Annotated in this window: 24 protein-coding genes; 18 read left to right on the top strand and 6 right to left on the bottom strand. The window is 60.5% G+C overall.

The features are described 5' to 3' along the window. The first annotated feature begins 87 nt into the window (after window positions 1-87). The gene (locus J4E08_RS00725; protein WP_349536874.1) at window positions 88-825 is read left to right on the top strand and encodes an SIMPL domain-containing protein; all 738 of its coding nucleotides are present in this window, start codon (window positions 88-90) and stop codon (window positions 823-825) included. A 132-nt stretch (window positions 826-957) separates the two neighbouring features. Here the strand turns inward: J4E08_RS00725 and J4E08_RS00730 are convergent, their stop codons facing one another. The 3 genes from J4E08_RS00730 to J4E08_RS00740 all read right to left on the bottom strand — a co-directional run bounded on the left by J4E08_RS00730 (window position 958) and on the right by J4E08_RS00740 (window position 4,086). Further along, window positions 958-2,244 carry an O-acetylhomoserine aminocarboxypropyltransferase/cysteine synthase family protein gene (locus J4E08_RS00730; RefSeq protein WP_349536875.1) on the bottom strand — a complete coding sequence of 429 codons (1,287 nt, stop codon included), beginning with the start codon at window positions 2,242-2,244 and terminating at the stop codon, window positions 958-960. Window positions 2,245-2,340: 96 nt separating this feature from the next. Further along, window positions 2,341-2,895: a DUF421 domain-containing protein gene (locus J4E08_RS00735; protein ID WP_349536876.1), complete on the bottom strand. Its 555-nt coding sequence runs from the start codon at window positions 2,893-2,895 to the stop codon at window positions 2,341-2,343. A 186-nt stretch (window positions 2,896-3,081) separates the two neighbouring features. Further along, window positions 3,082-4,086, bottom strand: coding sequence for a GT-B fold glycosyltransferase domain-containing protein (locus J4E08_RS00740; RefSeq protein WP_349536877.1), 1,005 nt, complete (start codon window positions 4,084-4,086; stop codon window positions 3,082-3,084). A 224-nt stretch (window positions 4,087-4,310) separates the two neighbouring features. Here J4E08_RS00740 and gatC point away from each other — a divergent pair, with 224 nt between their 5' ends. The 4 genes from gatC to J4E08_RS00760 are packed head-to-tail and all read left to right on the top strand — an operon-like array spanning window position 4,311 to window position 7,491. After that, entirely contained in the window at window positions 4,311-4,598 is a 288-nt protein-coding gene (gatC, locus tag J4E08_RS00745; RefSeq protein WP_183965445.1) for an Asp-tRNA(Asn)/Glu-tRNA(Gln) amidotransferase subunit GatC, read from the top strand. Continuing rightward, the gene (gatA, locus tag J4E08_RS00750) at window positions 4,598-6,085 is read left to right on the top strand and encodes an Asp-tRNA(Asn)/Glu-tRNA(Gln) amidotransferase subunit GatA (RefSeq protein ID WP_349536879.1); all 1,488 of its coding nucleotides are present in this window, start codon (window positions 4,598-4,600) and stop codon (window positions 6,083-6,085) included. The genes gatC and gatA overlap by 1 nt, the downstream gene beginning before the upstream one ends. Before the next feature lie 54 nt (window positions 6,086-6,139). Continuing rightward, entirely contained in the window at window positions 6,140-6,814 is a 675-nt protein-coding gene (locus tag J4E08_RS00755) for a hypothetical protein (protein WP_349536880.1), read from the top strand. Between the two features lie 8 nt (window positions 6,815-6,822). Next, entirely contained in the window at window positions 6,823-7,491 is a 669-nt protein-coding gene (locus tag J4E08_RS00760; RefSeq protein WP_502949239.1) for an N-acetylmuramoyl-L-alanine amidase, read from the top strand. Here the strand turns inward: J4E08_RS00760 and J4E08_RS00765 are convergent. Both J4E08_RS00765 and J4E08_RS00770 read right to left on the bottom strand, forming a co-directional pair. Then, a complete protein-coding gene (locus J4E08_RS00765; RefSeq protein WP_349536882.1) occupies window positions 7,476-8,876 on the bottom strand; it encodes a helix-turn-helix domain-containing protein in 1,401 nt (466 codons plus the stop codon). The genes J4E08_RS00760 and J4E08_RS00765 overlap by 16 nt on opposite strands. Before the next feature lie 40 nt (window positions 8,877-8,916). Further along, window positions 8,917-10,146, bottom strand: a complete 1,230-nt coding sequence (locus J4E08_RS00770; RefSeq protein WP_183965439.1) for a multidrug effflux MFS transporter — start codon at window positions 10,144-10,146, stop codon at window positions 8,917-8,919. A gap of 179 nt (window positions 10,147-10,325) precedes the next feature. Between J4E08_RS00770 and J4E08_RS00775 the strand changes: the two genes are divergently transcribed. The 9 genes from J4E08_RS00775 (at window position 10,326) to J4E08_RS00815 (ending at window position 17,564) form a co-directional block, all read left to right on the top strand. After that, window positions 10,326-11,858 carry an acyl-CoA carboxylase subunit beta gene (locus J4E08_RS00775; protein WP_349536883.1) on the top strand — a complete coding sequence of 511 codons (1,533 nt, stop codon included), beginning with the start codon at window positions 10,326-10,328 and terminating at the stop codon, window positions 11,856-11,858. A gap of 390 nt (window positions 11,859-12,248) precedes the next feature. Then, complete coding sequence (locus J4E08_RS00780; protein WP_349536884.1) at window positions 12,249-12,719, top strand: DUF6497 family protein; 471 nt, start codon at window positions 12,249-12,251, stop codon at window positions 12,717-12,719. A gap of 202 nt (window positions 12,720-12,921) precedes the next feature. Next, window positions 12,922-13,065 (top strand): hypothetical protein, encoded by a 144-nt coding sequence (locus J4E08_RS00785; protein ID WP_183965433.1) that lies wholly within the window; start codon window positions 12,922-12,924, stop codon window positions 13,063-13,065. Window positions 13,066-13,149: 84 nt separating this feature from the next. After that, window positions 13,150-13,518, top strand: coding sequence for a hypothetical protein (locus J4E08_RS00790; RefSeq protein ID WP_183965431.1), 369 nt, complete (start codon window positions 13,150-13,152; stop codon window positions 13,516-13,518). A gap of 343 nt (window positions 13,519-13,861) precedes the next feature. Beyond that, on the top strand, window positions 13,862-14,068 hold the full coding sequence (locus J4E08_RS00795; protein ID WP_349536885.1) for a hypothetical protein: 207 nt from the start codon (window positions 13,862-13,864) through the stop codon (window positions 14,066-14,068). 150 nt (window positions 14,069-14,218) lie between these two features. Then, window positions 14,219-14,425 carry a hypothetical protein gene (locus J4E08_RS00800; protein WP_183965429.1) on the top strand — a complete coding sequence of 69 codons (207 nt, stop codon included), beginning with the start codon at window positions 14,219-14,221 and terminating at the stop codon, window positions 14,423-14,425. Window positions 14,426-14,556: 131 nt separating this feature from the next. Next, window positions 14,557-16,557 carry an acetyl-CoA carboxylase biotin carboxylase subunit gene (locus tag J4E08_RS00805; protein WP_349536886.1) on the top strand — a complete coding sequence of 667 codons (2,001 nt, stop codon included), beginning with the start codon at window positions 14,557-14,559 and terminating at the stop codon, window positions 16,555-16,557. Continuing rightward, window positions 16,554-16,964, top strand: a complete 411-nt coding sequence (locus tag J4E08_RS00810) for a hypothetical protein (protein WP_349536887.1) — start codon at window positions 16,554-16,556, stop codon at window positions 16,962-16,964. The genes J4E08_RS00805 and J4E08_RS00810 overlap by 4 nt, the downstream gene beginning before the upstream one ends. 63 nt (window positions 16,965-17,027) lie before the next feature. Next, window positions 17,028-17,564: a hypothetical protein gene (locus tag J4E08_RS00815; protein WP_349536888.1), complete on the top strand. Its 537-nt coding sequence runs from the start codon at window positions 17,028-17,030 to the stop codon at window positions 17,562-17,564. 7 nt (window positions 17,565-17,571) lie between these two features. On the opposite strand, the gene J4E08_RS00820 is transcribed toward J4E08_RS00815, so the two are convergent. After that, entirely contained in the window at window positions 17,572-18,015 is a 444-nt protein-coding gene (locus tag J4E08_RS00820; RefSeq protein WP_183965421.1) for a DUF4174 domain-containing protein, read from the bottom strand. Between the two features lie 166 nt (window positions 18,016-18,181). Between J4E08_RS00820 and J4E08_RS00825 the strand changes: the two genes are divergently transcribed. The 4 genes from J4E08_RS00825 (at window position 18,182) to J4E08_RS00840 (ending at window position 22,673) form a co-directional block, all read left to right on the top strand. Then, window positions 18,182-19,117, top strand: coding sequence for a hypothetical protein (locus J4E08_RS00825; protein WP_349536890.1), 936 nt, complete (start codon window positions 18,182-18,184; stop codon window positions 19,115-19,117). Further along, complete coding sequence (gene scpA, locus J4E08_RS00830; RefSeq protein ID WP_349536892.1) at window positions 19,080-21,209, top strand: methylmalonyl-CoA mutase; 2,130 nt, start codon at window positions 19,080-19,082, stop codon at window positions 21,207-21,209. The genes J4E08_RS00825 and scpA overlap by 38 nt, the downstream gene beginning before the upstream one ends. 460 nt (window positions 21,210-21,669) lie before the next feature. Beyond that, window positions 21,670-21,798: a hypothetical protein gene (locus J4E08_RS00835; protein WP_349536893.1), complete on the top strand. Its 129-nt coding sequence runs from the start codon at window positions 21,670-21,672 to the stop codon at window positions 21,796-21,798. A 257-nt stretch (window positions 21,799-22,055) separates the two neighbouring features. Then, on the top strand, window positions 22,056-22,673 hold the full coding sequence (locus tag J4E08_RS00840) for a VOC family protein (protein WP_349536894.1): 618 nt from the start codon (window positions 22,056-22,058) through the stop codon (window positions 22,671-22,673). Window positions 22,674-22,939: the final 266 nt, after the last annotated feature.

Genomic DNA, 22,939 nt, shown 5'->3' on the forward strand with positions numbered 1-22,939 from the left:
AAGAAAGACGTGGTGCGAGGGATTGCCTGCGCCCTCGGCAAAGACGAAGTTATTAAAGATTTTTTAAGCAAAACTCAGAGGTTGAGCATGCAACTCCACAAAGCGATTTTCACGGCGATTCTGATGGCGGGGCCGGTCTGCGTGCCTGCGGTACAGGCGCAAGAGGCTCAAGCCCAGGCTTCACAGGTGGCCCGCATGACGGTTTCCGGTGAGGCGCGCGTGACGGCGACGCCGGATCTGTCATCGGTATCATTGGGGGCCGAGGGCCGGGGCCAGACGGCGGTGGAGGCGATGGACGCCACCACACAGGCGTTGGACGGCATCATTGCACGGCTTACCGAAATGGGAATCGAAGAAAAGGACATCCAGACGCGGGACCTTTCGGTGAACGAGGAGACGCGCTGGAACCGGGAGCGCGACGAGCAGATCTTTGTCGGGTATCTGGCGCGCAATATGGTTGAGGTGCGGGTCCGCGACATGGACTTGTTGAGCGACGTGCTGGGGCAGGTCCTGGGCGAGGGCGCGAACCGTTTGGGCGGCATCAGCTTCGAGATGCAGGACGATGCGCCATTGCGGGCAGAGGCGCGCCGCGAGGCCGTTACGGATGCGATGGAGAAGGCACGCCTGTTCGCGGAAGCGGCCGGGGTCGAGGTTGGCCGTGTGCTCTCCATCGACGACACGGCGGAGCCGTTGGTCGAAGGGCCGCGTATGCGTATGGCAGAACCCATGATGATGGAAGACGGGCAGGCAAAGGCCGTTCCGGTGGCCGTCGGAGAGGTCACGGTGCGCGCTGAGGTGACAATGGTCTTCGAGATCGCTCAGTAACGGCGTGACCGCTTTCGCGCGGGTTTGATGCGTGTCTCTGGGCCACGGGTTTTTGCCGATGGGACGCGCATCGCCTGAATAGCGTGGTTTTCAACATAGGCCGGGGTGATCCCCGGCCTATGGATTATGTGCTTACGCCTTGGACAGAGCCTGATCCAGATCGGCAATCAGATCCTTGGCGTCCTCTGTGCCGATGGAAATACGAACCACGTTCGGAGCGGCCCCCGCGGCGATCTGTTGCTCTTCGTTCAGCTGGCGGTGCGTGGTGGAGGCGGAGTGAATCACCAGGCTGCGCGTGTCGCCAAGGTTGGCCACGTGAGAGAAGATCTCCAGCGAATCGACGAACTTGATGCAGGACTCGTAGCCGCCCTTGAGCGCCACGGTGAACAGGCCGCCGGCCCCCTTGGGGCAGATGCTCTTGATCCGGTGATGGTAGGGCGAGCTGTCCAGCCCGGCATAGGTCACCGCTTCGACCGCGTCATGCCCTTCGAGCCAGCCGGCCACTTCGAGCGCATTTTTGACGTGCTTTTCCATACGCAAGGACAGGGTTTCGATGCCCATCAGGGTGTAATGCGCCGCTTGAGGGTTCAACGTCATGCCGAGGTCGCGCAGACCGATGGCGATGCCGTGGAAGGTGAAGGCCAGCGGGCCAAAGGTCTCGTGGAACTTCAAGCCGTGGTAGGCGGGCTCCGGGGCGGAGAGCGAGGGGAACTTGTTCGAGGCGGACCAGTCGAATTTGCCCGAATCCACCACGCAGCCGCCGGTGACCGTGCCGTTGCCGGTCAGGTATTTGGTCATCGAATGCACGACCAATGTCGCGCCGTGCTCGATCGGGCGGCAGAGGTAGGGCGTGGCCGAGGTGTTGTCGACGATCAGCGGGATGCCGGCCGCATCAGAGATGGCGGAAATCGCGTCAAGGTCGGTGATGTAGCCACCGGGGTTTGCGATGCTCTCGCAGAAGACCGCACGGGTGTCGTCGTCGATGGCCGCTTTCACAGCATCGAGGTCGTCGAAATCCACGAAGGTCGCGGACCAGCCGAAGCGTTTGATGGTCTGGGAGAACTGGGTGATCGTCCCGCCATAGAGGCGCGAGGAGGCCACGATGTTCTTGCCCGGTCCCATCAGCGGGAAGAGCGCCATGATCTGGGCTGCGTGGCCCGAGGAGCAGCAGACCGCGCCTGCGCCGCCTTCGAGCGTGGCCATGCGTTCCTGCAGCGCGGCAACCGTGGGGTTGGTCAGGCGCGAGTAGATGTAGCCGACCTCTTGCAGGTTGAACAGCGCCGCCGCGTGTTCAGCATCGCGGAATACATATGCCGTTGTCTGGTAGATCGGCGTCTGACGTGCGCCTGTTGCCGGATCGGGCCGCGCGCCTGCATGAATTTGCAGCGTGTCAAAACCGTAGTTGGGTTCATCGGTCATGGGGGTGTCTCTCCCTGAAAGTTGTTCGGGGGGACCGTATGACAGCCGCACGACAGCGGCAAGCAGCGCAGCGCGCCCCGCCTCAAGGCAGCGGTCTTATCGGCCGGTTTGGGCAACGTTCAGCCCGGCGCGGGCAAAGTTCACCGGCTCGCCGTCTGCTCCGTGTCCGATCACGCTGAAGCTGCCGTCGGTTTCTAGGATCACTGCAGTGACTTTGTCCGGGTCAGCAGGGGCGGCGCTGCGGATGACCGTCATCAGTTCATTCTTGAGGATACGTTCGTCGTGCAGGGCTTCGTGCAATATCTCGCCTTTGTGCATCAGCAAGCGCGGCTCCGAGCGCACCACCCGTGCCAATGTGTCCGACGCCATGGAGGCGCGGGCCAGCGCCCATTGCAGGCCAATCAAGGTGAACAAGGCGGCGATTCCCTCGGCCAGCGCCACGTCCTCGGACAGCAGTATCGTCGCAAGGACAGAGCCGATGGCCACCGTGACCACGAGGTCAAAGGCGTTGAGCTTGGCCAGTGTGCGCTTGCCGGAAATGCGCAGCATCGTGATCAGCGCCGCGTAGCCGAGCACGCCGACAAACACCGTGCGAAAGATGTCCTGCCAACCTTGGTACAGCATGTCGGAGATCAGGGAGAGTATGTCCATGTGATCACAACGCCGGGAGCGCGGGGCGGTTCCGGGACGTGTCTGTCAACGACGGACCGCAGGCCGTTGGCCCGGGCAGTCTTGCTGGTCGCGTTCATTGTATGGGGGCAAAGCTGACCCGCCGGACGCATCCGCCTGAGGCCGTGTGTCAGCGAGGGCGGGAAATCGTTGACGCATCGGCGGGGGTCAACGCATCCAGAACCCTTCGCGTTTGATGGTGTTGCGGATCGCCTGTTCACGCCGTGGCAGGTTGTTTTGGTCGAAAAGGTTGCGCACCTTTTGGCCACGGTTCTGGTAAATCATGCGCTTGAACGGGTCATATTGCTTGAGCAGCTTCTTGACCTCGTTGGGGGCGGAGATGTCTTCGAGGAGGGTCACCACATCATCTGCTTCGCGCGCATAGAGCAGCGGCAGCGTGCGATAATGGCAGGTGACCGTTCCATCCAGCAGACCTGCCGGAAGTGTGTCCCGCCCACCGCCAAGCGCATGGATCACCAGCGGCAGGGCGATTTGATCGAGCCATGGATCGAAGCTTTGGCAGATCAGGGCGCGGGGTGGATTGTCGCGGATCTCCAGCGCGTAATCGCGGAACAGCGTGCCGAACTCATGCGGGCAGCGATAAAAGAAAAAGCCCGCGTTGAAATACAGGTAGCGCTTCCAGTATTCGTCGGGTTGAGAGCGGTCGAGGCTGCTGTCAAAGTCCAGGCCGAAGCGCTCGTAAAGCGATCCCCAGATTTCGGTGTAGCCGGGACCGTAAAGTTCCAGCTTGGGCCACGTGCCTTCGCGATTCATCGACGCGGTGGGGCGGTCAAAGTTGAACGGGACGGAGGCAAGGTCGTCCAGGACAAGCGTATCGGTGTCGAAGAAGATGAAAGGCTCGCCCTTGGGCAGGGCGAAGAGGGCCTCGATCTTGTTGCCATAGGGATACGCGTGGCCGAAATGCTGGCTGTCGAAGCGGATGATTTCGGCGCCGAAGCCTTCGAGCGCGGCGCGCAGATCGGGGTCGCGGATCGTAGGATCATTGGGCCAGAGCGGGCCGGGCGCGGGTTCGGCAACATACAGTCGAAAGCCGTCGTTGGCCGAGCGAGACGCGCGGGAGGCCGCAAAGAGCAGTGCCTCGTAGGCGAGGCGACCATTCTGACCGATAATCAGAATGTTGACGGGCTGCGTGTTGCGCGGGGGCGTGGCCATGGTTTTCTGCTCGTCCCGAGGTCTGTTTTCACGTGACTATAGGCAGCCGCTGGCGGAGCCGAAAGCACTGTTCTGGTGCGCAGCTGGATCGCCCCGGATGCGGCTCGACCTGCGGCACCATCAAGCGCGACCCAAGATCATCGCGCGCGCCGCGTCCGGCGGACTTGCGACCCGCGACTTGGGCGGGTAAAGCGGCGCAAGATATTTTCGCAAATGAGGCCCCCATGTCGATCGACATCGAGACTGCCGCCCGCGTCGCCAAGCTCGCGCGGATCAAGGTGGAAGAGGACGAGCTGCCGGATCTGGCCCACGCCTTTAACGATATCCTTGGCTTCATCGAACAGTTGAACGAGGTGGATGTGGACGGGGTGGAGCCGATGGTTTCCGTGACGCCCATGCGTCTGAAACGTCGCCAGGACGGCGTGACCGATGGCGGGATGCAGGACAAGGTCCTGAAAAACGCGCCTGATGCGCGCGAGGGCTTCTTTGCCGTGCCGAAGGTGGTCGAATAATGAGCGAACTGACAAAACTGAAGATCGCCGAAGCCCGCGATGCGCTGCGCAAGGGGGATGTGACATCTGCCGAGCTGACCGAGGCCTGCCTGACCGCTATCGAAGGCGCCGGTGCGTTGAACGCGTTTGTGCACAAAACGCCCGAAATCGCGCGTGAACAGGCTGCCGCCGCCGATGCACGTATCAAGTCGGGCGATGCGCCTGCCATGTGTGGTATTCCGCTTGGGATCAAGGATCTGTTTTGCACCAAGGGTGTGGACAGTCAGGCGGCCTCGCGCATCCTTCAGGGCTTCAAACCCGAGTATGAGAGCACCATCACCAGCCAGTTGTTCGACGCTGGCGCAGTCATGTTGGGCAAGCTCAACATGGACGAATTCGCCATGGGATCGTCGAACGAAACGTCCGTCTACGGCAATGCCGTCAACCCGTGGCGACGTGGCAATGATGAGGCCCAGCTGACGCCGGGTGGCTCGTCTGGCGGGTCTGCCGCGGCTGTGGCCGCGGACCTTTGCCTTGGCGCGACGGGCACCGACACCGGTGGCTCTATCCGCCAGCCTGCCGCCTTCACCGGCATCACGGGCATCAAACCGACTTACGGGCGCTGCTCGCGCTGGGGTGTGGTGGCGTTTGCCTCCTCGCTGGATCAGGCGGGCCCGATGACGAAGGACGTGAGCGATGCGGCGATCATGCTGCAGGCGATGTGTGGTCACGATGCGAAGGACAGCACCTCTGCCGACCTCCCCGTGCCGGATTTCGAAGCGGCGCTGACAGGCGACATCAAGGGCAAGAAGATCGGTATTCCCAAGGAATATCACATGGATGGCATGCCCGCCGAGATAGAGGCGCTTTGGGCCGAGGGCCGCGCCATGCTGAAGGACGCGGGCGCGGAGATCGTCGATATCTCGCTGCCGCACACCAAATACGCGTTGCCGACGTACTACGTCATTGCACCGGCCGAAGCATCGTCGAACCTCGCGCGGTATGACGGTGTTCGCTACGGCCACCGCGCACAGCTGGGGCAGGGCGACGGCATCACCGAGATGTACGAAAAAACCCGCGCCGAGGGCTTCGGCGAAGAGGTCAAGCGCCGTGTCATGGTTGGCACTTACGTGCTGTCTGCTGGCTTTTACGACGCCTATTACAACAAGGCGCGCAAGGTCCGGACGCTGATCAAGAAGGACTTTGAGGATGTGTTCGCGCAGGGCGTGGATGCGATCCTGACGCCGACAACGCCCTCTGCGGCCTTTGGTCTGGGCGAAATGAAAGACGCCGATCCGGTGAAGATGTACCTCAACGATGTGTTCACTGTGACGGTGAACCTTGCCGGGCTTCCGGGCGTCGCCGTGCCGACAGGTGTGGATGCGCAAGGGCTGCCGCTGGGGCTGCAACTGATTGGGCGCCCTTGGGAAGAGGGCGATTTGCTGAATACCGCCTATGCGCTGGAACGGGCCGCTGGCTTTGTTTCCAAGCCCGGGAAATGGTGGTAAGGCGCGACCAACGCGGGGGCACGATGGCCCCCGCATCGACATGTGGGGCGGACGATGCGGTATATTCTTAGTGGTGTGATGGCGGCAGCGGCTTTGGCCGGATGTACGACGTCGATGCCGGACAGCGCCGCTGGGGTCACTGATTCCGGGCAGGGCGTGGGCTTTGGCAACTATGATGATTATCGCGATGAACGCGAAACCCAGCTGACCGGTGGGGCATCCGGCGCCCAGGACAATTCCGACGCCATCGCGCGCCAGGCGGCGGCTGCGCTGAACTCCGGCGAGGCCCCGGTCAATGCGTCTCCCTCGAATCCTGCACCTGCGATCGTTGAAAACGCGCGTGGGATTTCGGGTGAGAACGATTTCAACGCGGTGTCTGCTCAACGTGACATCAGCGCGGACGCGGCGATGATTGCTCAGAACCGCGCCCAGTATGAGGTGATCCAGCCGACGGATGTGCCGGCGCGCCCCGGCTCCAGCCGTCCGAACATCGTGGCCTTTGCATTGCAATCGACCAACCCGGTTGGCACCGCGCTGTACAAGCGGTCATCCTTCCGGGCTGAGACCAAGTATGCGCAATCCTGTGGCAGCTTCCCCTCGGCGGATCTGGCGCAGGAGGAATTCCTCGCGCAGGGCGGGCCGGAAAGGGACCGCAAAGGCATGGACCCGGATGGCGACGGCTATGCCTGCGGTTGGAACCCGGCCCCATTCCGGGCGGCCAAGGGCTGATTTCCGAGGTGGCTGAGGCCGTCTGGCATCCTTCCCTGAATTTCGGCGACCGGCGCGGGTGTTCCGCGCCGGATTGCGTTTTGTTGCACTACACGGCGATGCAAAGTTCTGCGGCCGCTCTGGCGCGGCTGTGCGATCCTGATTACGAGGTGTCCGCGCACTACCTGATCGCGGAGGATGGACGGGTTTGGCAGATGGTGCGCGAGGCAGATCGGGCGTGGCACGCCGGGCGCGGAGCCTGGGGCGCATGCGAAGATCTGAACTCTCACAGCATCGGCATTGAGCTGGCCAATCCCGCGACGCATCCGTTTCCAGAGCCGCAGATGACGGCGTTGGAACATCTTTTGCGTGGCGTTGTTGCGCGATGGGGTATCGCAGCGGAGCGCGTGCTTGGTCATTCCGACAGTGCTGTGGCGCGCAAGATTGATCCCGGTCCAAAGTTCGACTGGCAAAGGTTGGCGATGCAAGGCTTTGGCGTTTGGCCCCAGTGTGTTGCGCCGGGCGATTTTGATCTCGACGCGCGGCGGTTTGGGTATCGGGGAGAGGCCGCCGAAGTCTTGGCCGCGTTTCGGTTGCGATTTCGGCCGTGGGCTTTTGGCCCGATGGACGATGTGGATCGGGGGCTGATGGCGGATTTGGCGCAGCGTTGGCCCCACATGCGTCACTCCAGCCGGTAGGGCAGCACGTCGCGTATGTTCGGCGTGGTTGTCAGCCGCTTTTCCAGTGGCGGGACAGAGCGTTGGTGGCAATTCGTCCGCTCGCAGATGCGACAGGAAATGCCTATCGGCTCAAACGCAGAGGCGCGCGTCACGTCCAGCCCGTCAGCATAGACGAGGGCGGAGGCGTGGCGGACTTCGCAGCCCAGTGAAATCGCATAGCGGCGAACCGGGGCCCCGAAATGCCCGCCGGATTTCGACACATCGCTTGCCAGAGAGATATAGCGCACGCCGTCCGGGGTTTCGGCCAGCTGCCGCAAGAAACGCCCCGGGGTTTCAAAGGCGCGGTGCACGTTCCAAAGCGGGCAGGCACCACCGAAACGGGCAAATTGAAGCCGGGTGGCAGAGTGCCGTTTGGTGATCGTGCCAGCCTGATCGACCCGGACAAAGAAGAACGGCACGCCTTTTGCGCCAGGGCGCTGCAGGGTGGACAGACGGTGGGCCACCTGTTCGATGGAGGCACCGAATTTTGCAGCCAGCAGTTCCAGATCGTGCCGTGTGTCCTGCGCGGCGCTCAGGAAAGCCCCGTAGGGCATCAAGGCCGCCCCGGCAAAATAATTGGCGAGACCAAGTTTTGCGATGGCCCGGGCTTCCTCGGACTGGAAACGCGCAAGGTCAAGCGTGGCATCGAGCAGTTGGTTTTGTCGCAACAGCGCGAGTTGGACAAGCAGTTGGAACGTCTGCGTTTCGAGTGGGAGCAGAGAAGAGAGGGTCAGGGTTCTTCGCACAGAATCGAAGGTCCGCATCGGTGTGCTTTGGGCGAAATTCACGGTGTAGCCATCGGCTTCGAGGCGGGCGAGCGCACCGGAGCGCAGATCCCCTTGGGCCGTCAGTTGACCAGCAAAGCGTTCGGCAGCGCGGTCCACGGCGTCGATATAGTTGTCGCAGTAGTGGAAGAAATCGCGCACCTCCTCCCATGGGGAGGGCTGGAGTTGCGACCCTTCGCGGCCCAGTGCCTCGTCCAGAGAGGCGAGGCGCTCGTGGGTCTGGCGATAGGCGCGGTGCAGAGCAAGAAAGGCGCGCGCCAGCACCGGAGCGTTGGACGCCGTGAGCCGCAAATCCGCCAGTTGCGGTGTGGTGTCGCCAAAGACAGGATCGGCCAGGGCTTCTCGCATGTCGGTAACCAGACGCTCGGCATCCCCTTGGCCTAGCTCGGTAACGTCGAAGCCGAACTCTTGCGCCAGCGCCAGCACCACGGTGGTGCTGACGGGACGATTGTTGTTTTCCATCTGGTTGAGATAGGGCAGGGAGATGCCGAGCTTTGCGGCAAAGTCCTTTTGCGTCAGGCCGAGGCGACCGCGGATGTCGCGCAGCTTTGCCCCGGCGTAGAGTTTCTGCGTCGCCATGTTTGCACCTTTGCCAATTTCTGGCAAATGTTTTGCAAATTCAGCGCGCCAGGTCCAGCCCCCCGACGCGACGCTCGCGCCAGATCACCAGAAGAATGGCGAAGACCGATGCAACGCCAGAGCCGAACATCATCCAGAGCAGGGGCCATGCGCCGGTTTCGATTGTGAGCAGAGTGCCGGCGGCCTGAGACAGGATCGCGCCGCCGCCGAGCATGATGGCGCCGGCAAGCCCGGACGCCGTACCGGCAAGGTGGGGGCGTACGGACAGGGCGCCTGCCGTGGCGTTGGGAATGGTCAGCCCGTTGCCGAGCCCCACGAGGGTCATGAAGCCGAAGAAGGTCCATTGCGTGTCCAGACCCAAGGCGAAACAAATCAGCGACGCTGCCATGCCGCCAGACACGATCAACCCGCCCCAGAGCACCATTTTGTTGATGCCGATCCGGGCGGAGTATCGGCCCGAGGCGAAGTTGCCCAACGCGTAGCCCACCGCGGGCGCGCCAAAGAAGAACCCCAAGGTGCGTGCCGAGAGTTCGAACACCTGCATGCCGACGAAAGACGCGCCGCCAACGTAGGAGAAGAATGCACCCGACGACAGGGCGCAGGCCAGCGCGTATCCCCAGAAACGCGGTGCGCGGAACAGCTCCGGGTATTGCTGGAACTGTTGGGTGAGCGTCAGGCCGGATTTGGTCGCGGTCTCGCCCACGTCGGCCCAGCACAGCCAGACCATGGCCAGGCCGCACACCAGAAGGAGCCAGAAGTTCGACTGCCATCCAAAGGTTTCGGCCAGCACGCCGCCGAAGATCGGCGCGAGCATGGGAACCAGGGCCATGCCCATTGTGACATATCCAATCCGGGACGCTGCTTCATCCGGCGGATAGAGGTCCCGCACGATGGCGCGGCTGAGGACCATGCCGACGACCGACGCGCTCTGGATCATGCGGCAAACCAGGAAGGTCGTCACATCCTCTGCGACGAGTGTACCCACGGTGCCCACGGTGAAGGCCGTCAGCCCCCACAAGATCACGGGACGCCGCCCGAACTTGTCCGACAGCGGTCCGATAATCAGCTGAAGAACCGCGTTCACGGCCAGCGTCAGTGTGACGGCCAGCTGAATGATGTGGTATTCCGTGTCGAACCAGTCGGCCATCAGCTGCAAAGCCGGGACGAAAACGTTGAGCGTCAGCGCCGACATGCTGGACAACAGCACCAGCGTGACGATGTTGGGCGGTGTGGCGCGGTCAAAGAGGCGCTTCGAGGGAACGGTGGTCATGATATCGGGTTAGGGTGAGGAAATAGCTTTGTCCATCATTTGCATGTGCAAGGCACGCTATTATGCCAGTTTGCAATTTGCTAGCGAGGCAGTTTCCTGAGTTTGCAAATTTGCGAGGAAGTTCTTGTTATGCTGCGTCTGCGCTGTATGGTCCGCGCAAACCAAAAGGGGCCTTTGCGATGAAAGACATCATTCAGGAATTGCACGATCGCCGGGAAAATGCCCGGCTGGGCGGTGGTCAAAATCGCATCGACGCACAGCATGGCAAAGGCAAGTTGACCGCTCGGGAGCGGATCGAGCTGCTGGTGGATGAGGGGTCCTTCGAGGAATACGATACATTCGTCGCCCATCGCTGCACCGACTTCGGCATGGAAAACAATCGTCCCTATGGCGACGGCGTGGTTACAGGCTGGGGCACGATCAATGGCCGCATGGTCTATGTGTTCAGCCAGGACTTTACCGTGCTTGGCGGCTCCGTTTCGGCGACGCACGCGCAGAAGATTTGCAAGATCATGGACATGGCAGTTCAGAACGGAGCGCCCGTGATCGGGCTGAACGATTCCGGCGGTGCCCGCATCCAGGAGGGCGTGGACGCATTGGCGGGCTATGCCGAGATCTTTCAGCGCAACGTGTTGGCCTCGGGGGTGATACCGCAGATCTCCGTCATCATGGGCCCCTGTGCTGGCGGTGCGGTCTATTCGCCGGCGATGACGGACTTCATCTTCATGGTGAAGGATTCGTCTTACATGTTCGTCACCGGCCCTGACGTGGTGAAAACCGTCACCAATGAGGTCGTCACCGCTGAGGAGCTTGGCGGCGCAACCACGCACACGCGGAAATCCTCCGTTGCCGACGGGGCGTTTGAAAACGATGTGGAAGCGCTTGCCGAAGTGCGCCGCCTTGTGGACTTTTTGCCGCTGAACAATCGCGAAAAGCCACCCGTGCGTCCGTTCTTCGACGATGTGGATCGGATCGAGACATCGCTCGATACCATTATTCCTGACAATGCCAATGCGCCCTACGACATGAAGGAGTTGATCCAGAAAGTCGCGGACGAGGGGGATTTCTACGAGATCCAGAAAGATTTCGCGGGCAACATCATTACCGGGTTCATCCGTCTTGAAGGGCGGACAGTGGGTGTGGTGGCCAACCAGCCGATGGTTCTGGCGGGCTGTCTGGACATCGACTCATCGCGGAAGGCCGCGCGCTTTGTGCGGTTCTGTGACTGTTTCGAGATTCCGATCCTGACATTTGTGGATGTGCCAGGCTTTCTGCCCGGAACCTCGCAGGAATACGGTGGTGTCATCAAGCACGGCGCGAAATTGCTCTTTGCCTATGGTGAGGCCACTGTGCCGAAGGTCACGGTCATCACCCGCAAGGCTTACGGCGGCGCCTACGACGTGATGGCGTCCAAGCACCTGCGCGGCGATGTCAATTACGCTTGGCCCACGGCCGAGATCGCCGTGATGGGGGCCAAGGGAGCGACGGAGATCATTCACCGCGCTGACCTGAAAGACCCTGAGAAGATCGCCGCCCACACTGCCGAATACGAGGATCGCTTTGCGAACCCGTTTGTTGCAGCGGAGCGGGGGTTCATTGACGAAGTGATCCAGCCCAAGTCGACCCGTCGCCGGGTGTCCAAGGCCTTTGCCATGCTGCGCAACAAGCAGCTGACGAATCCTTGGAAAAAACACGACAATATCCCGCTGTAAGGACACGCAAGAAATGGTGGGGGAAGGCTTTGACAGGGTCACGCGTCTGAAAGGCGGTTGGCTGGAGGCGCGGTCCGACGCGGGCTATGTGTTGGCGCGCCACTGGCCGCCGAGGTTCGACGTGCAGGCCACATCGGAGTTCGAAAACCTGCGCGCGTCGCGTCTTGCGCGGCAGGTGCGTCAGGACCTATGGAGGGCCGTTCAAAACCTGCGTGGCTTCTCTCCCGTCGTGCAAATTCTCTTTACCACGGGTGGTTTAGCTGTTACCGCTGGAGGGCGTGTAGACGGTCGTATACCTCACGGAATCGAGTCGCAGATTCAAGCTCTGTTGGACGATCCGGCGCGCCGCGCCCGATGGAAAACCTGGGCCCGGAGAGGGAAATGACCCACATGATACGGAATTCCGCAGAGGGTGCGCCCACTGCGAAAGCGGCCCCGACGGGAGGAGCGGACGTCTTCGGACGACTGTGTCGGGGCTGCTTCATTGATACACCCATTGCCATCTTGATATGCTCGGCGCTTGCCGGTCCTGTTGCGTCAGCGGGGCAGCTGTTTTTGCCCAGTGGCCTGGAGGTGACGTTCCATGACGAAATTTCTGAGCCGACGGTTTACCGCGTGCGCTACGTCGTACCTGCGCTGCAGGACGCGGAGGTCGATTACATGACGGTGTCCGACGACATGGCGCGCCTGTGTGTAGAAGACGCGCTGCCGCGTTTGGCTGAAACCGGTGCCACACCAGACCGTGTCATCGTGACATTGATGGCGCAACCGGTGGAGTTCGGTTACGCGACCGCCGATGTGCGGCAATTTTTCGAGAGTTATTCGGTGCAAGATGGCCGCTGCATCTGGGAGGCGTTCTGATGTTTCCACAAGATGTTGCGCTCAACGCGGGCTTGGAACAACTTTATGCGTCTTCAGAGTCACAGAAAAAGATCCTGTGTTTGGGTGCGTATCTTTTCCACAGGACGCACGTTAATCTTACTCTTGATTGCATCACCGCAATCGACACAACGGAACGAGGGACGGATCTGACCGATCCCTTGCAATTTGACAGGAGTCACAGATGTCCAAGAGCATCAAGCTTCTTGCCATGCTTTCGGTTGTCGCCGGCCTCTCGGCTTGCGCACAGCAGGAAGAAGAAGAGTACGTCGTGGTCGATCCCGAGCCCATCTCGATCGAGCCCGTCTACACCGGCAAGTACAAGTAAGAAACTATCGGGGCGGGCGTGTCCGCTCGCCTCGACATTCCTATCGAGCACGGCTGAACTGGCCCCAACCAAGGAGGGCCGGATATGCTGAAGCATCGCGGCTTCCCGGGACGTCTCCCGGGCACCGATTATCAATTTACGGTCCGGCGCGCGAACCCGAAGGGTGCGACCGAGATCATCAAACGCGAACGTTACCGTGACCGCCGTCCGCCTGATCGCAAGGCCGATTGGGTGTTCATGTCGGCGCTATGGCACCACTTCGGAGATCAGCCGTTTGAGCGAGGCAACCTTGATGCCGGGCGACTCTCGTGGCTGTTTGGCCGTGAAGTTCTGCCGTACAACAAAGATGACTTCGACCCGACCGATTACGAGGCGCTTCTTGTCATAGACGAGACAGCCGCGCGTGCGTCCTTCCCCGAGGCTTTCGACGAAGCGGAGCCGTGGGAAAACTGATGCGCGTGGACTTGCCGATCCCTTCTGAGAATGCGCGGCCCGCTGCCGATCCGTGGACGGGTCGCAAAACAGGCTGTGCAAGACGCGGAGGGTCTGCAAACCTGACGTCAGGGCAGGGGACGCGGCTGCATCGCGCCATTCGTTCAGCCTCTGTTCATTCCCCCAAGAAGGGGCGGTCGACCGAGTCCCCGGAGCGATCGCCCCACCGGTCTATCTTTTGTTTCATGTCTGATTTGCAACGGTCTGGCTTGGATCAACCTCTGTGCAACAAGGTTCTGATCGATCCGTCGCGTTGCTCAGTTACACTCTCAGAGCAAAAGAAAAACAAATCTGAGGTGAGCCCATGCAGAAGCAACGCGTATTCCTCTCCATGTTGGCGTCAATCTTCCTCGCTTCATGCGGGAGCATTTTTGGCTCGCAATCGGAGGTCGGGATGGCCGCGGGCGGAGCATCAGCTCTTGTCCTCGAAAAGGACGCAATGTCTGGCGCGCCGAGCAATATCGCTTCCGACAGCATGGCCTTTTGCAGCCAATTCCCGTCGCGCTGCTGATGCTGCTGATACTGTTTTTGAACAGGCCCAGAGCCATGATCGGCAGAAAAAGGTAACGAAGTGTGAAAAGCGTGGAACCTTTCTGACAAACAGGTCGTTTGGTATTACAATAGACTTGCGAGCAACGGCTCGGAACAGAGAGGACATATCATGCGTATTCTTGCCCTTACCCTTGTGGCGGCTTCGACACTTGGTCTTGCAGCTTGCGAAGGCACCGACCTTGAGCGCGGCGTCATTGGTGCCGGCGTTGGCGCAGCAGCAGCATCGGCGACTGGCGGCAACGTCGCGGGCGCAGCGGCTGTTGGTGGCGCAGCCGGCGTCATTTGCGACGATGTCACGCCGCAACTCTGCCGCTGAACCGTTTTCGCGTGCGCAGCTAACCCGCACGCCTGATCGTAATGTGAACGCCGTCCGGACCGAGGGGTCCGGGCGGCGTTTTCCGTTTGAAATTTTCGTGTCCGTGGGCACGTCGGAACAAAGGGACAGAAATGTTTGATAAGATCCTGATCGCGAACCGCGGAGAAATCGCCTGCCGTGTCATCAAGACCGCGCGCAAGATGGGCATCAAGACTGTGGCCGTCTACTCCGACGCGGACAGACACGCGCTGCATGTGGAGATGGCGGACGAGGCGATTCATATCGGTCCGCCTCAGGCCAATCAGTCCTACATTGTGATCGACAAAATCATGGATGCCGTGAAACAGTCGGGCGCTCAGGCGGTGCATCCGGGATACGGCTTTCTGTCCGAGAACCCCAAGTTTGCCGAGGCTTTGGCCGCCGCTGGTGTGGCTTTCGTTGGCCCGCCGGTAGGTGCCATCGAGAAGATGGGGGACAAGATCACCTCCAAGAAGATCGCACAGGAGGCCAACGTCTCTACCGTTCCGGGCTACATGGGATTGATCGAAGACGCTGACGAAGCTGTCAAAATCTCTAACGAGATCGGGTATCCCGTGATGATCAAGGCCTCTGCCGGGGGTGGTGGGAAAGGCATGCGCATCGCTTGGAATGACGATGAATGTCGCGAAGGTTTCCAGTCGTCCAAGAACGAAGCGGCCAGCAGCTTTGGCGATGACCGGATCTTTATCGAAAAGTTCGTCACACAGCCGCGCCATATCGAAATTCAGGTTCTGTGCGATGCACACGGCAACGGCATCTGGCTCAACGAGCGGGAATGCTCGATCCAGCGCCGCAATCAGAAGGTCGTCGAAGAAGCTCCGTCGCCTTTCCTCGATGCCGAAACGCGCAAAGCCATGGGCGATCAGTCCGTTGCTTTGGCAAAAGCTGTGGGCTACGCGTCAGCGGGCACCGTGGAGTTCATCGTTGACGGCGACAAGAACTTCTACTTCCTCGAAATGAACACTCGTTTGCAGGTGGAACACCCTGTGACCGAGCTGATCACGGGCGTCGACCTTGTGGAGCAGATGATCCGGGTCGCCAATGGCGAGCCGCTGTCGATCACCCAAGACGATGTGCAGATCAACGGTTGGGCGATTGAAAACCGTCTCTATGCCGAAGATCCCTACCGGAACTTTCTGCCCTCCATCGGGCGTCTGACCCGCTACAACCCGCCTGCCGAGGGCAAGCTGGGCGAGGGCATCGTGCGCAATGACACCGGCGTCTTCGAGGGCGGCGAGATCAGCATGTACTACGACCCTATGATCGCAAAGCTGTGCACATGGGCGCCAACCCGCGAAGGCGCCATCGAAGTCATGCGCAACGCGCTCGACAGCTTTGAGGTCGAGGGCATCGGCCACAACCTGCCCTTCGTGGCCGCCGTTATGGACCACCCGAAATTCATCTCCGGCGAGATGACCACGGCGTTCATCGCCGAGGAATATCCCGACGGTTTCGAGGGCGTGACCCTGGACGACGACCACCTGCGTCGCGTGGCGGCGGCTGCGGCAGCGATGAACCGAGTGGCCGAGATCCGGCGCACCCGCGTCACGGGGACCGTGGGCAACCATGAACGCCGCGTGGGCACGGAATGGAACGTGGCTTTGCAAGGCATCTCCTTTGACGTGAAGACAGAGGCCGACCGGGACGGCGCCACCGTGGTGTTTTCCGATGGTGAAAAACTGCGCGTCGAGGGGGACTGGACACCCGGTGACAGCCTGTCGCGCATGAATATCAACGGTCAGCCGCTGGTGCTGAAGGTGGACAAGATCACCCAGGGCTTCCGTCTGCGGACGCGAGGCGCGGACCTGAAGGTCAACGTGCGCTCGCCGCGTCAGGCTGAACTCGCTGCCCTGATGCCGGAAAAACTGCCGCCGGATACGTCCAAGCTGCTGCTTTGCCCGATGCCCGGCCTGATCGTGAAAGTCGACGTCGAAGAAGGCGACGAGGTGCAGGAAGGTCAGGCGCTGTGCACCGTCGAGGCGATGAAGATGGAAAATATCCTGCGCGCCGAGAAGAAGGGCGTAGTGTCCAAGATCAATGCCGCCGCCGGTGAGAGCCTTGCGGTTGATGATGTGATCATGGAATTCGAATGATGGTTCGCCGTGCCGCCATGATCTGGCTCATGCACAGTCTCGCATACGTGGCGGGACTGGTCTTGAGTGGCGTCGTGGCGGTCGGCCTTTGGACGATTGTACCGGTGACGGGCCCGACGTGGATGTTGTTCGGGCTTACGCTCGCGGTGTCCATCGTGGCGGTGGGCACGGGCTACGGCCTTTACCTGACGCTGGTCGGCTTGCTTCTGGATATTGAGTTGGGCTGGTCCTACTACCTTCTTGGTCCGGTGATCGTTCTGGGGGTCATGGGATTGGTCTTCGGCCTTGTTTTTCTTCATGTTCTCACCGTCGGACAGGGCAGCGTGGCAGGCTACGTGCTGCTGTTTCTGGCTGGGGGATTGAGCATGATGCGGCGCGCCATCCCGTCCGAGGCGGACGAGACATGAGCTTTGCTGTCTTTGATAGGGCGGCAACGAAGTCTCAACCTGTCGGTGTCAGGGTGCCCGGTAATGACACTTTGGCGAACATTGAGCCTGCTTTGGGCGCGCAGTGTGGCGGGGCTGATCGGGCTCACGCTGCTGGCGTCGTGTTTTCCGATGGATGCAGAGGAGGAGCTTCGAGAGGAGCTGAAGCAGTTCGTCTATCTCGCGCAAACGCGGCGGTTCGAATCACAGGCGACTTGCACAGCGGCGATCTTCGACCTGGCGGGAACCGGCGTGCGGTCAGAGGCTGTGCGAACCGTGTCGAATGTGCGTGCCGGGCTGAAACTGGTGCAAGAGGGGCGCGCGGTTGCCTTCGATGTGCCGGGGCTGACGCCCAACATGGTGTCCGAACAGATGATGTCCATAAATCTTTATGCAGGGATGGGGCTGATCTCCAGCTTCGTGGGACCGTCGCTCGCCTGCATGGACGATCAGTTTCAGGTAGACGCGTACTACGCGCTGATGTCGCAGGACACTTTGACGATCTACGACCCAACCATGAACGCGATCATGTTGTTGCACCGACCGCGACAACTTCTGTTCTTCATGCGGGGCAACGTTTAGGCGCGGTTCAGAAACCTTTCAATTCGTCCTTGCGAAGCGGCAGCTTGTCGATGGAGCGAGAGATTTCACGCACCGACCAAGGCCCCGGCTTTCGCGTGACGATCGTGCCATCCTTGGCCATGACCACCAGCATGAAACCTCGCGGTCTCAGCGCCATGCGGACAGATGACCGGGCCGATGGATCGCTGTCCGCGATGATCACCACGTCGCGTTCTTCCAAGGCGCTGTATCGTCCCGTGAGCAAAGAAATCTGCTCCTGGAAGCGTGGATCGGCCGGGCTGTCGGCAAAGACCACCACCGGGCGTTTGATCCACAGCCAATCTGCAAGCGTGGTGTTTGCGGCATCCAGCACGATTTCAACCGCGCCGTCCTCGTCGAGGTCGGCGGCCTGTGCTGGCGATGCAAGCCAGAGCGCGCCGAGAAGTCCGAGCAGTACATATGTGCTTTTCATACCGGTGAACATATGTGGATGCGACGCGCTTTCACAGTGCGACACGTGCACTGCCCACGAAAATTTTAACTTTAACGACATCGTCACGCCGCCGCGCGCATTTTCCACGATCAACAGGTGGGTCGACACATGGGGTGCGACCGCCGCATTCGGGGCGCGTGTCGTTATGGAAATCTTTTTGCACCTTGGCGCCCATCGCACCGCCTCCACAAGCTTTCAGGCCTATTTGCGCAGCAATCGCGACGATCTGAACAGCGCGGGCCTTGGATTTTGGGGGCCATGGCGCACGCGGAATGGGCTGTTGAACGACGTTGTGGAGCGGCCCGACACACATGCAAAGGCACAGCGGGCGGCGGGACGCGTGCAACTGGCTGTGGCTCAGGCGCAGCGCAAAGGCTTCCAACATCTTCTGGTCAGTGACGAAAACATGCTTGGCACGCCGCGTCGCTGCCTCCGCGACGGCATGCTCTATGCGGGTGCAGGAGAGCGTGTGGCCCGTCTTGCCAGCGCCTTTGGCCATGTCCGTGGCATCACGTTGCAGATCAGGGCACAGGATATGTGGTGGTCGTCGTTGATCAGTTATCTGATCTCGCGCGGTCAAAGGCTGCCGGAGAAGGACAAGATTGCCGCCATCGCCGCTGGCACGCGCACATGGCGGGATGTGATTATCGACATCGCCTGCGCCTGCCCGGAGGCCGCGATCACCGTGACGCCGTTTGAACGGTTTACCGACCGGCCTGACAAGCAGCTCGGCATGATCACGGGGCTGGCGGCTCTGCCGACGGTCAAACCCGGAGAATTCTGGCGCAACCGCAGGCCCGATCTGTCGGAGCTGCGCGCAACACTTTCGGATCGGGGCGAAGATCCTGACCGCCTACCTGAGGGAGAGGGGCGCTACATGCCCTTCGACGCCCGCCAGCGTTCTGCGCTGCGCGAGGCTTATGCCGACGATCTGTTCTGGCTCCAATCCGGGGCAGAGGGTCTGGCGACATTGCAATCGGACGCGGACCCGGCACGCTGCGGGGCATTCCCGGCAGCCGGTTCGAAACTGAGAGGACAACGACATGACCGACCTGCCCGAAGACTGGCGCGCGACCGCTGAAAAAGAGCTGCGCGGACGTTCCATAGACGATCTGACCTGGGACACGCTCGAGGGCATCCCGGTCAAGCCGCTTTACACGGCTGCCGACACTGACGATCTGGACCACATGGGCAGCCTGCCGGGGCAAGAGCCGTTCACCCGTGGGGTGAAGGCGACCATGTACGCGGGCCGTCCCTGGACGATCCGGCAATACGCTGGTTTTTCAACTGCCGAAGAGTCCAATAATTTCTATCGTAAGGCGCTCGCCGCCGGTCAACAGGGCGTGTCCGTCGCTTTTGATCTTGCCACGCACCGTGGCTACGATTCCGATCACCCCCGCGTTGTGGGCGATGTGGGCAAGGCGGGCGTGGCGATCGACTCCGTCGAGGACATGAAGCTGCTCTTTGACGGCATTCCCCTGGACCAGGTCTCGGTTTCGATGACCATGAACGGCGCGGTGATCCCTGTTCTGGCCTCCTTCATCGTTACGGGTGAAGAGCAGGGCCACGACAAGTCCGTGCTGTCCGGGACAATCCAGAACGACATTCTGAAGGAGTTCATGGTCCGCAACACCTACATCTATCCGCCCGCTCCCTCGATGCGGATCATTTCGGACATCATCGAATACACTTCGAACGAGATGCCGAGATTTAACTCCATTTCCATCTCCGGCTATCACATGCAGGAAGCGGGCGCGAACCTCGTCCAGGAGCTGGCGTTCACGTTGGCGGACGGTAAGGAGTATGTGAAGACCGCCATGGACGCAGGGATGGACATCGACAAGTTCGCCGGGCGGCTGTCGTTCTTCTTTGCCATTGGCAAGAACTTCTTCATGGAGATTGCCAAACTTCGCGCCGCACGACTGCTGTGGCACCGTATCATGACGGAGTTGGGGGCGCAGAATCCGCGCTCCAAGATGTTGCGGACGCACTGCCAGACGTCCGGCGTTTCCCTAGCGGAGCAGGACCCGTATAACAACGTGATCCGAACGGCTTACGAGGCGATGTCGGCGGTTCTGGGCGGCACGCAATCGCTGCACACCAATGCGCTGGATGAGGCGATTGCCCTTCCGACTGAATTCTCGGCCCGCATCGCACGCAACACGCAGCTGGTGCTGCAAGAGGAAACCGGCGTGACCAACGTGGTCGATCCGCTCGCGGGGTCGTATTACGTCGAAAGCCTTACCGCCCAGCTGGCGGAAGAGGCGTGGAAGCTGATCGAGGAAGTGGACGAGATGGGCGGCATGACCAAGGCCGTTGAGTCCGGTATGCCCAAGCTGCGCATCGAAGAGGCCGCCGCCAAGCGTCAGGCCGACATCGACCGTGGCACCGATGTGATCGTCGGCGTGAACAAATACCGCCTGGAGCAAGAAGAGGACCTGGACATCCTCGACATCGACAATGCCAAAGTCCGCGAAAGCCAAGTCGCGCGATTGGAAAAAATCCGTGCCACGCGGGACGAACCAGCCTGCACCGCAGCGTTGGAGGAACTGTCCCGTCGGTCCAAAGAGGGTGGCAATTTGCTGGAAGCGGCCGTCGAGGCCGCCCGCGCCCGCGCAACGGCTGGAGAGATCAGCATGGCTATGGAAAAGGAATTTGGCCGTCACCGCGCTGAGGTCAAGACGCTTGCGGGGGTCTATGGTGCCGCCTACGAAGGGGACGAAGGCTTTGCCGCAATTCAGAAATCCATCGAAGATTTCGCCGAGGAAGAGGGCCGGCGGCCGCGCTTGCTGGTGGTGAAAATGGGGCAAGACGGTCACGACCGCGGGGCGAAAGTGATCGCCACCGCCTTTGCGGACATCGGTTTTGACGTGGACGTGGGTCCTTTGTTCCAAACGCCGGATGAGGCGGCGCAAGACGCGATCGACAATGACGTGCATGTCATCGGGATCTCGTCCCAAGCTGCGGGTCACAAGACGCTCGCCCCGCAACTGGTGCAAGCGCTGAAAGATCAGGGCGCGGAAGACATCCTTGTCATTTGTGGCGGTGTAATCCCGCATCAGGACTACGAGTTTCTCTATAATGCAGGGGTGAAGGCGATCTTCGGCCCGGGAACGAATATCCCTGAGGCAGCGCAGGATATTCTGAAATTGATCCGCTCCGCACGGTCCTGATGGGCGGACGCCTGATAGTTGGCTAGCAAACGCTGGCCAAAATAGCCGCAGCACCATGCATTGCGTGGTGCTGCGCAGCGCTGTCGATGAGTCGCTGTGAAGAACAGAGGCTCGCGGCGAAATTGTCGAAGGCTATATGTGCCCCAAGACGCTGTATGCGCAGCGAATTTAGTGGATTATCGCACCACATCGTCCGAACGTCGCTGCGGGGCTGGCGTCAGTAGCCCATCGGTCCAAATTGGGCAATTTTATACATGTTTGTTTCTGGCTCATTACAACCGTCGAGCCGTGGACGGTGAGAAAAACAACGAAGCGTCCTGCCGAGAAGATCGTTGAGAACTTGAGGTGTGCGATTTTCCACTGAGTAAAAAATCCGCAGTGTCCTGAGTAGGGTGCGAGGCGAGTGCAGAAGTGCTGGGCCGTGTCGCCGTTTGGTAGGAGATACCCGTCCGTCGAAGAGATGAAGAAGCTGCGCCGCGACGCCCGTTTTCTACAGGATGCCCTTGCGGAATCGACTCTGGTGTTGTGCCTGCTCGAAAAGAGCATGAAGGATGATGGCGCGCGCACAATTGACTTACCCAGTATCTGAGCCCCTTGCGAGCATGAAAAAAAGATCGGGCCGTTAACCCGCGAAATAGCCCAACTAAGCTTTTTTCAATTCAAAACAATTTTATACCTAGTGTCTCGGCTTTGGTCGTTGGCCAGCCGGTTTGAGATTTCATGCGCTGGACGTGCAGATGAAAGTCTCTGCAACGTGATGAATTTTTTCGCCCTGATCTGCGGTTTTTCACCTTTGCAGTATTCGGTGCGCGGCTTAACGTCTTGCGACCCTACGAAAGTTGGAAAATGGTAAAGCTTGCCCTCGATCATATTGCCGTTCTTGCCGAAACGCTGGCAGAAGCTGTGGGCCATGTTGAGGCTGCCTTGGCCAGACCGATGGAGCCGGGCGGTGCGCATGAACGCTTTGGGACCCACAACCATTTGATCGGTCTGAATCCCGATCTTTATATCGAAGCTATTGCAGTTGATCCCTCTGCGCCGGCTCTCCCGGACGCGCGTTGGTTTGGATTGGACCACTTCAAGGGCGCGCCGCGCTTGGATAAATGGGTGTGTACCGTAGACGATATTGAAGCGGCGGTTGCGGCGTTGCCTATGGCGGGTCAACCTGTTCAGCTCACACGGGGTAGTTTAAGCTGGACCATGGCAGTGCCGAAAGACGGATTGCTTCCTTTCGATGGGATTTTTCCTGCGTTGATTCAATGGCATGTGCCTGTACCGCCCGGGAAAGCCTTGACCGCTGATGATGCCGAGCTGTTGTCGCTTACGGTGTCGCATCCCGAGGCCGAATTACTTCAGACGATCTTGGCGCCTTATCTGGACGATGCTTTGGTTTCTTTCAAACCTGGCGCAGCGGGTCTGGTCGCGCGAATCCGACATGCGGAACAGGACATTCTGCTGGCCTGATCCTGTGCTTTCTTGCGGTGTGCAACACACCACGCCATCTGGGATGCGATCGGTAACTTAGGCTCTGTCATTTGAACCTTTGAGGGGAAGGCCGAGGCGGTCTGTTCGTGACTCTGCTTTCGGTGTCGTAATTTTTAAGTTTCAGAGGCGCATCGCCATTTGCTGAATTTTCCGCCTACAGCGAGCTCTTGGCTGAGCCCGAACTATGAAAGCCCGGGCCAAGTCGCGCCAGAGTTTGTCAGGCAAAGCCATTGACGCACGCTGTA

It is taken from the genome of Sagittula sp. NFXS13 (assembly GCF_040148795.1).
GTDB classification, from domain to species: domain Bacteria; phylum Pseudomonadota; class Alphaproteobacteria; order Rhodobacterales; family Rhodobacteraceae; genus Sagittula; species Sagittula marina.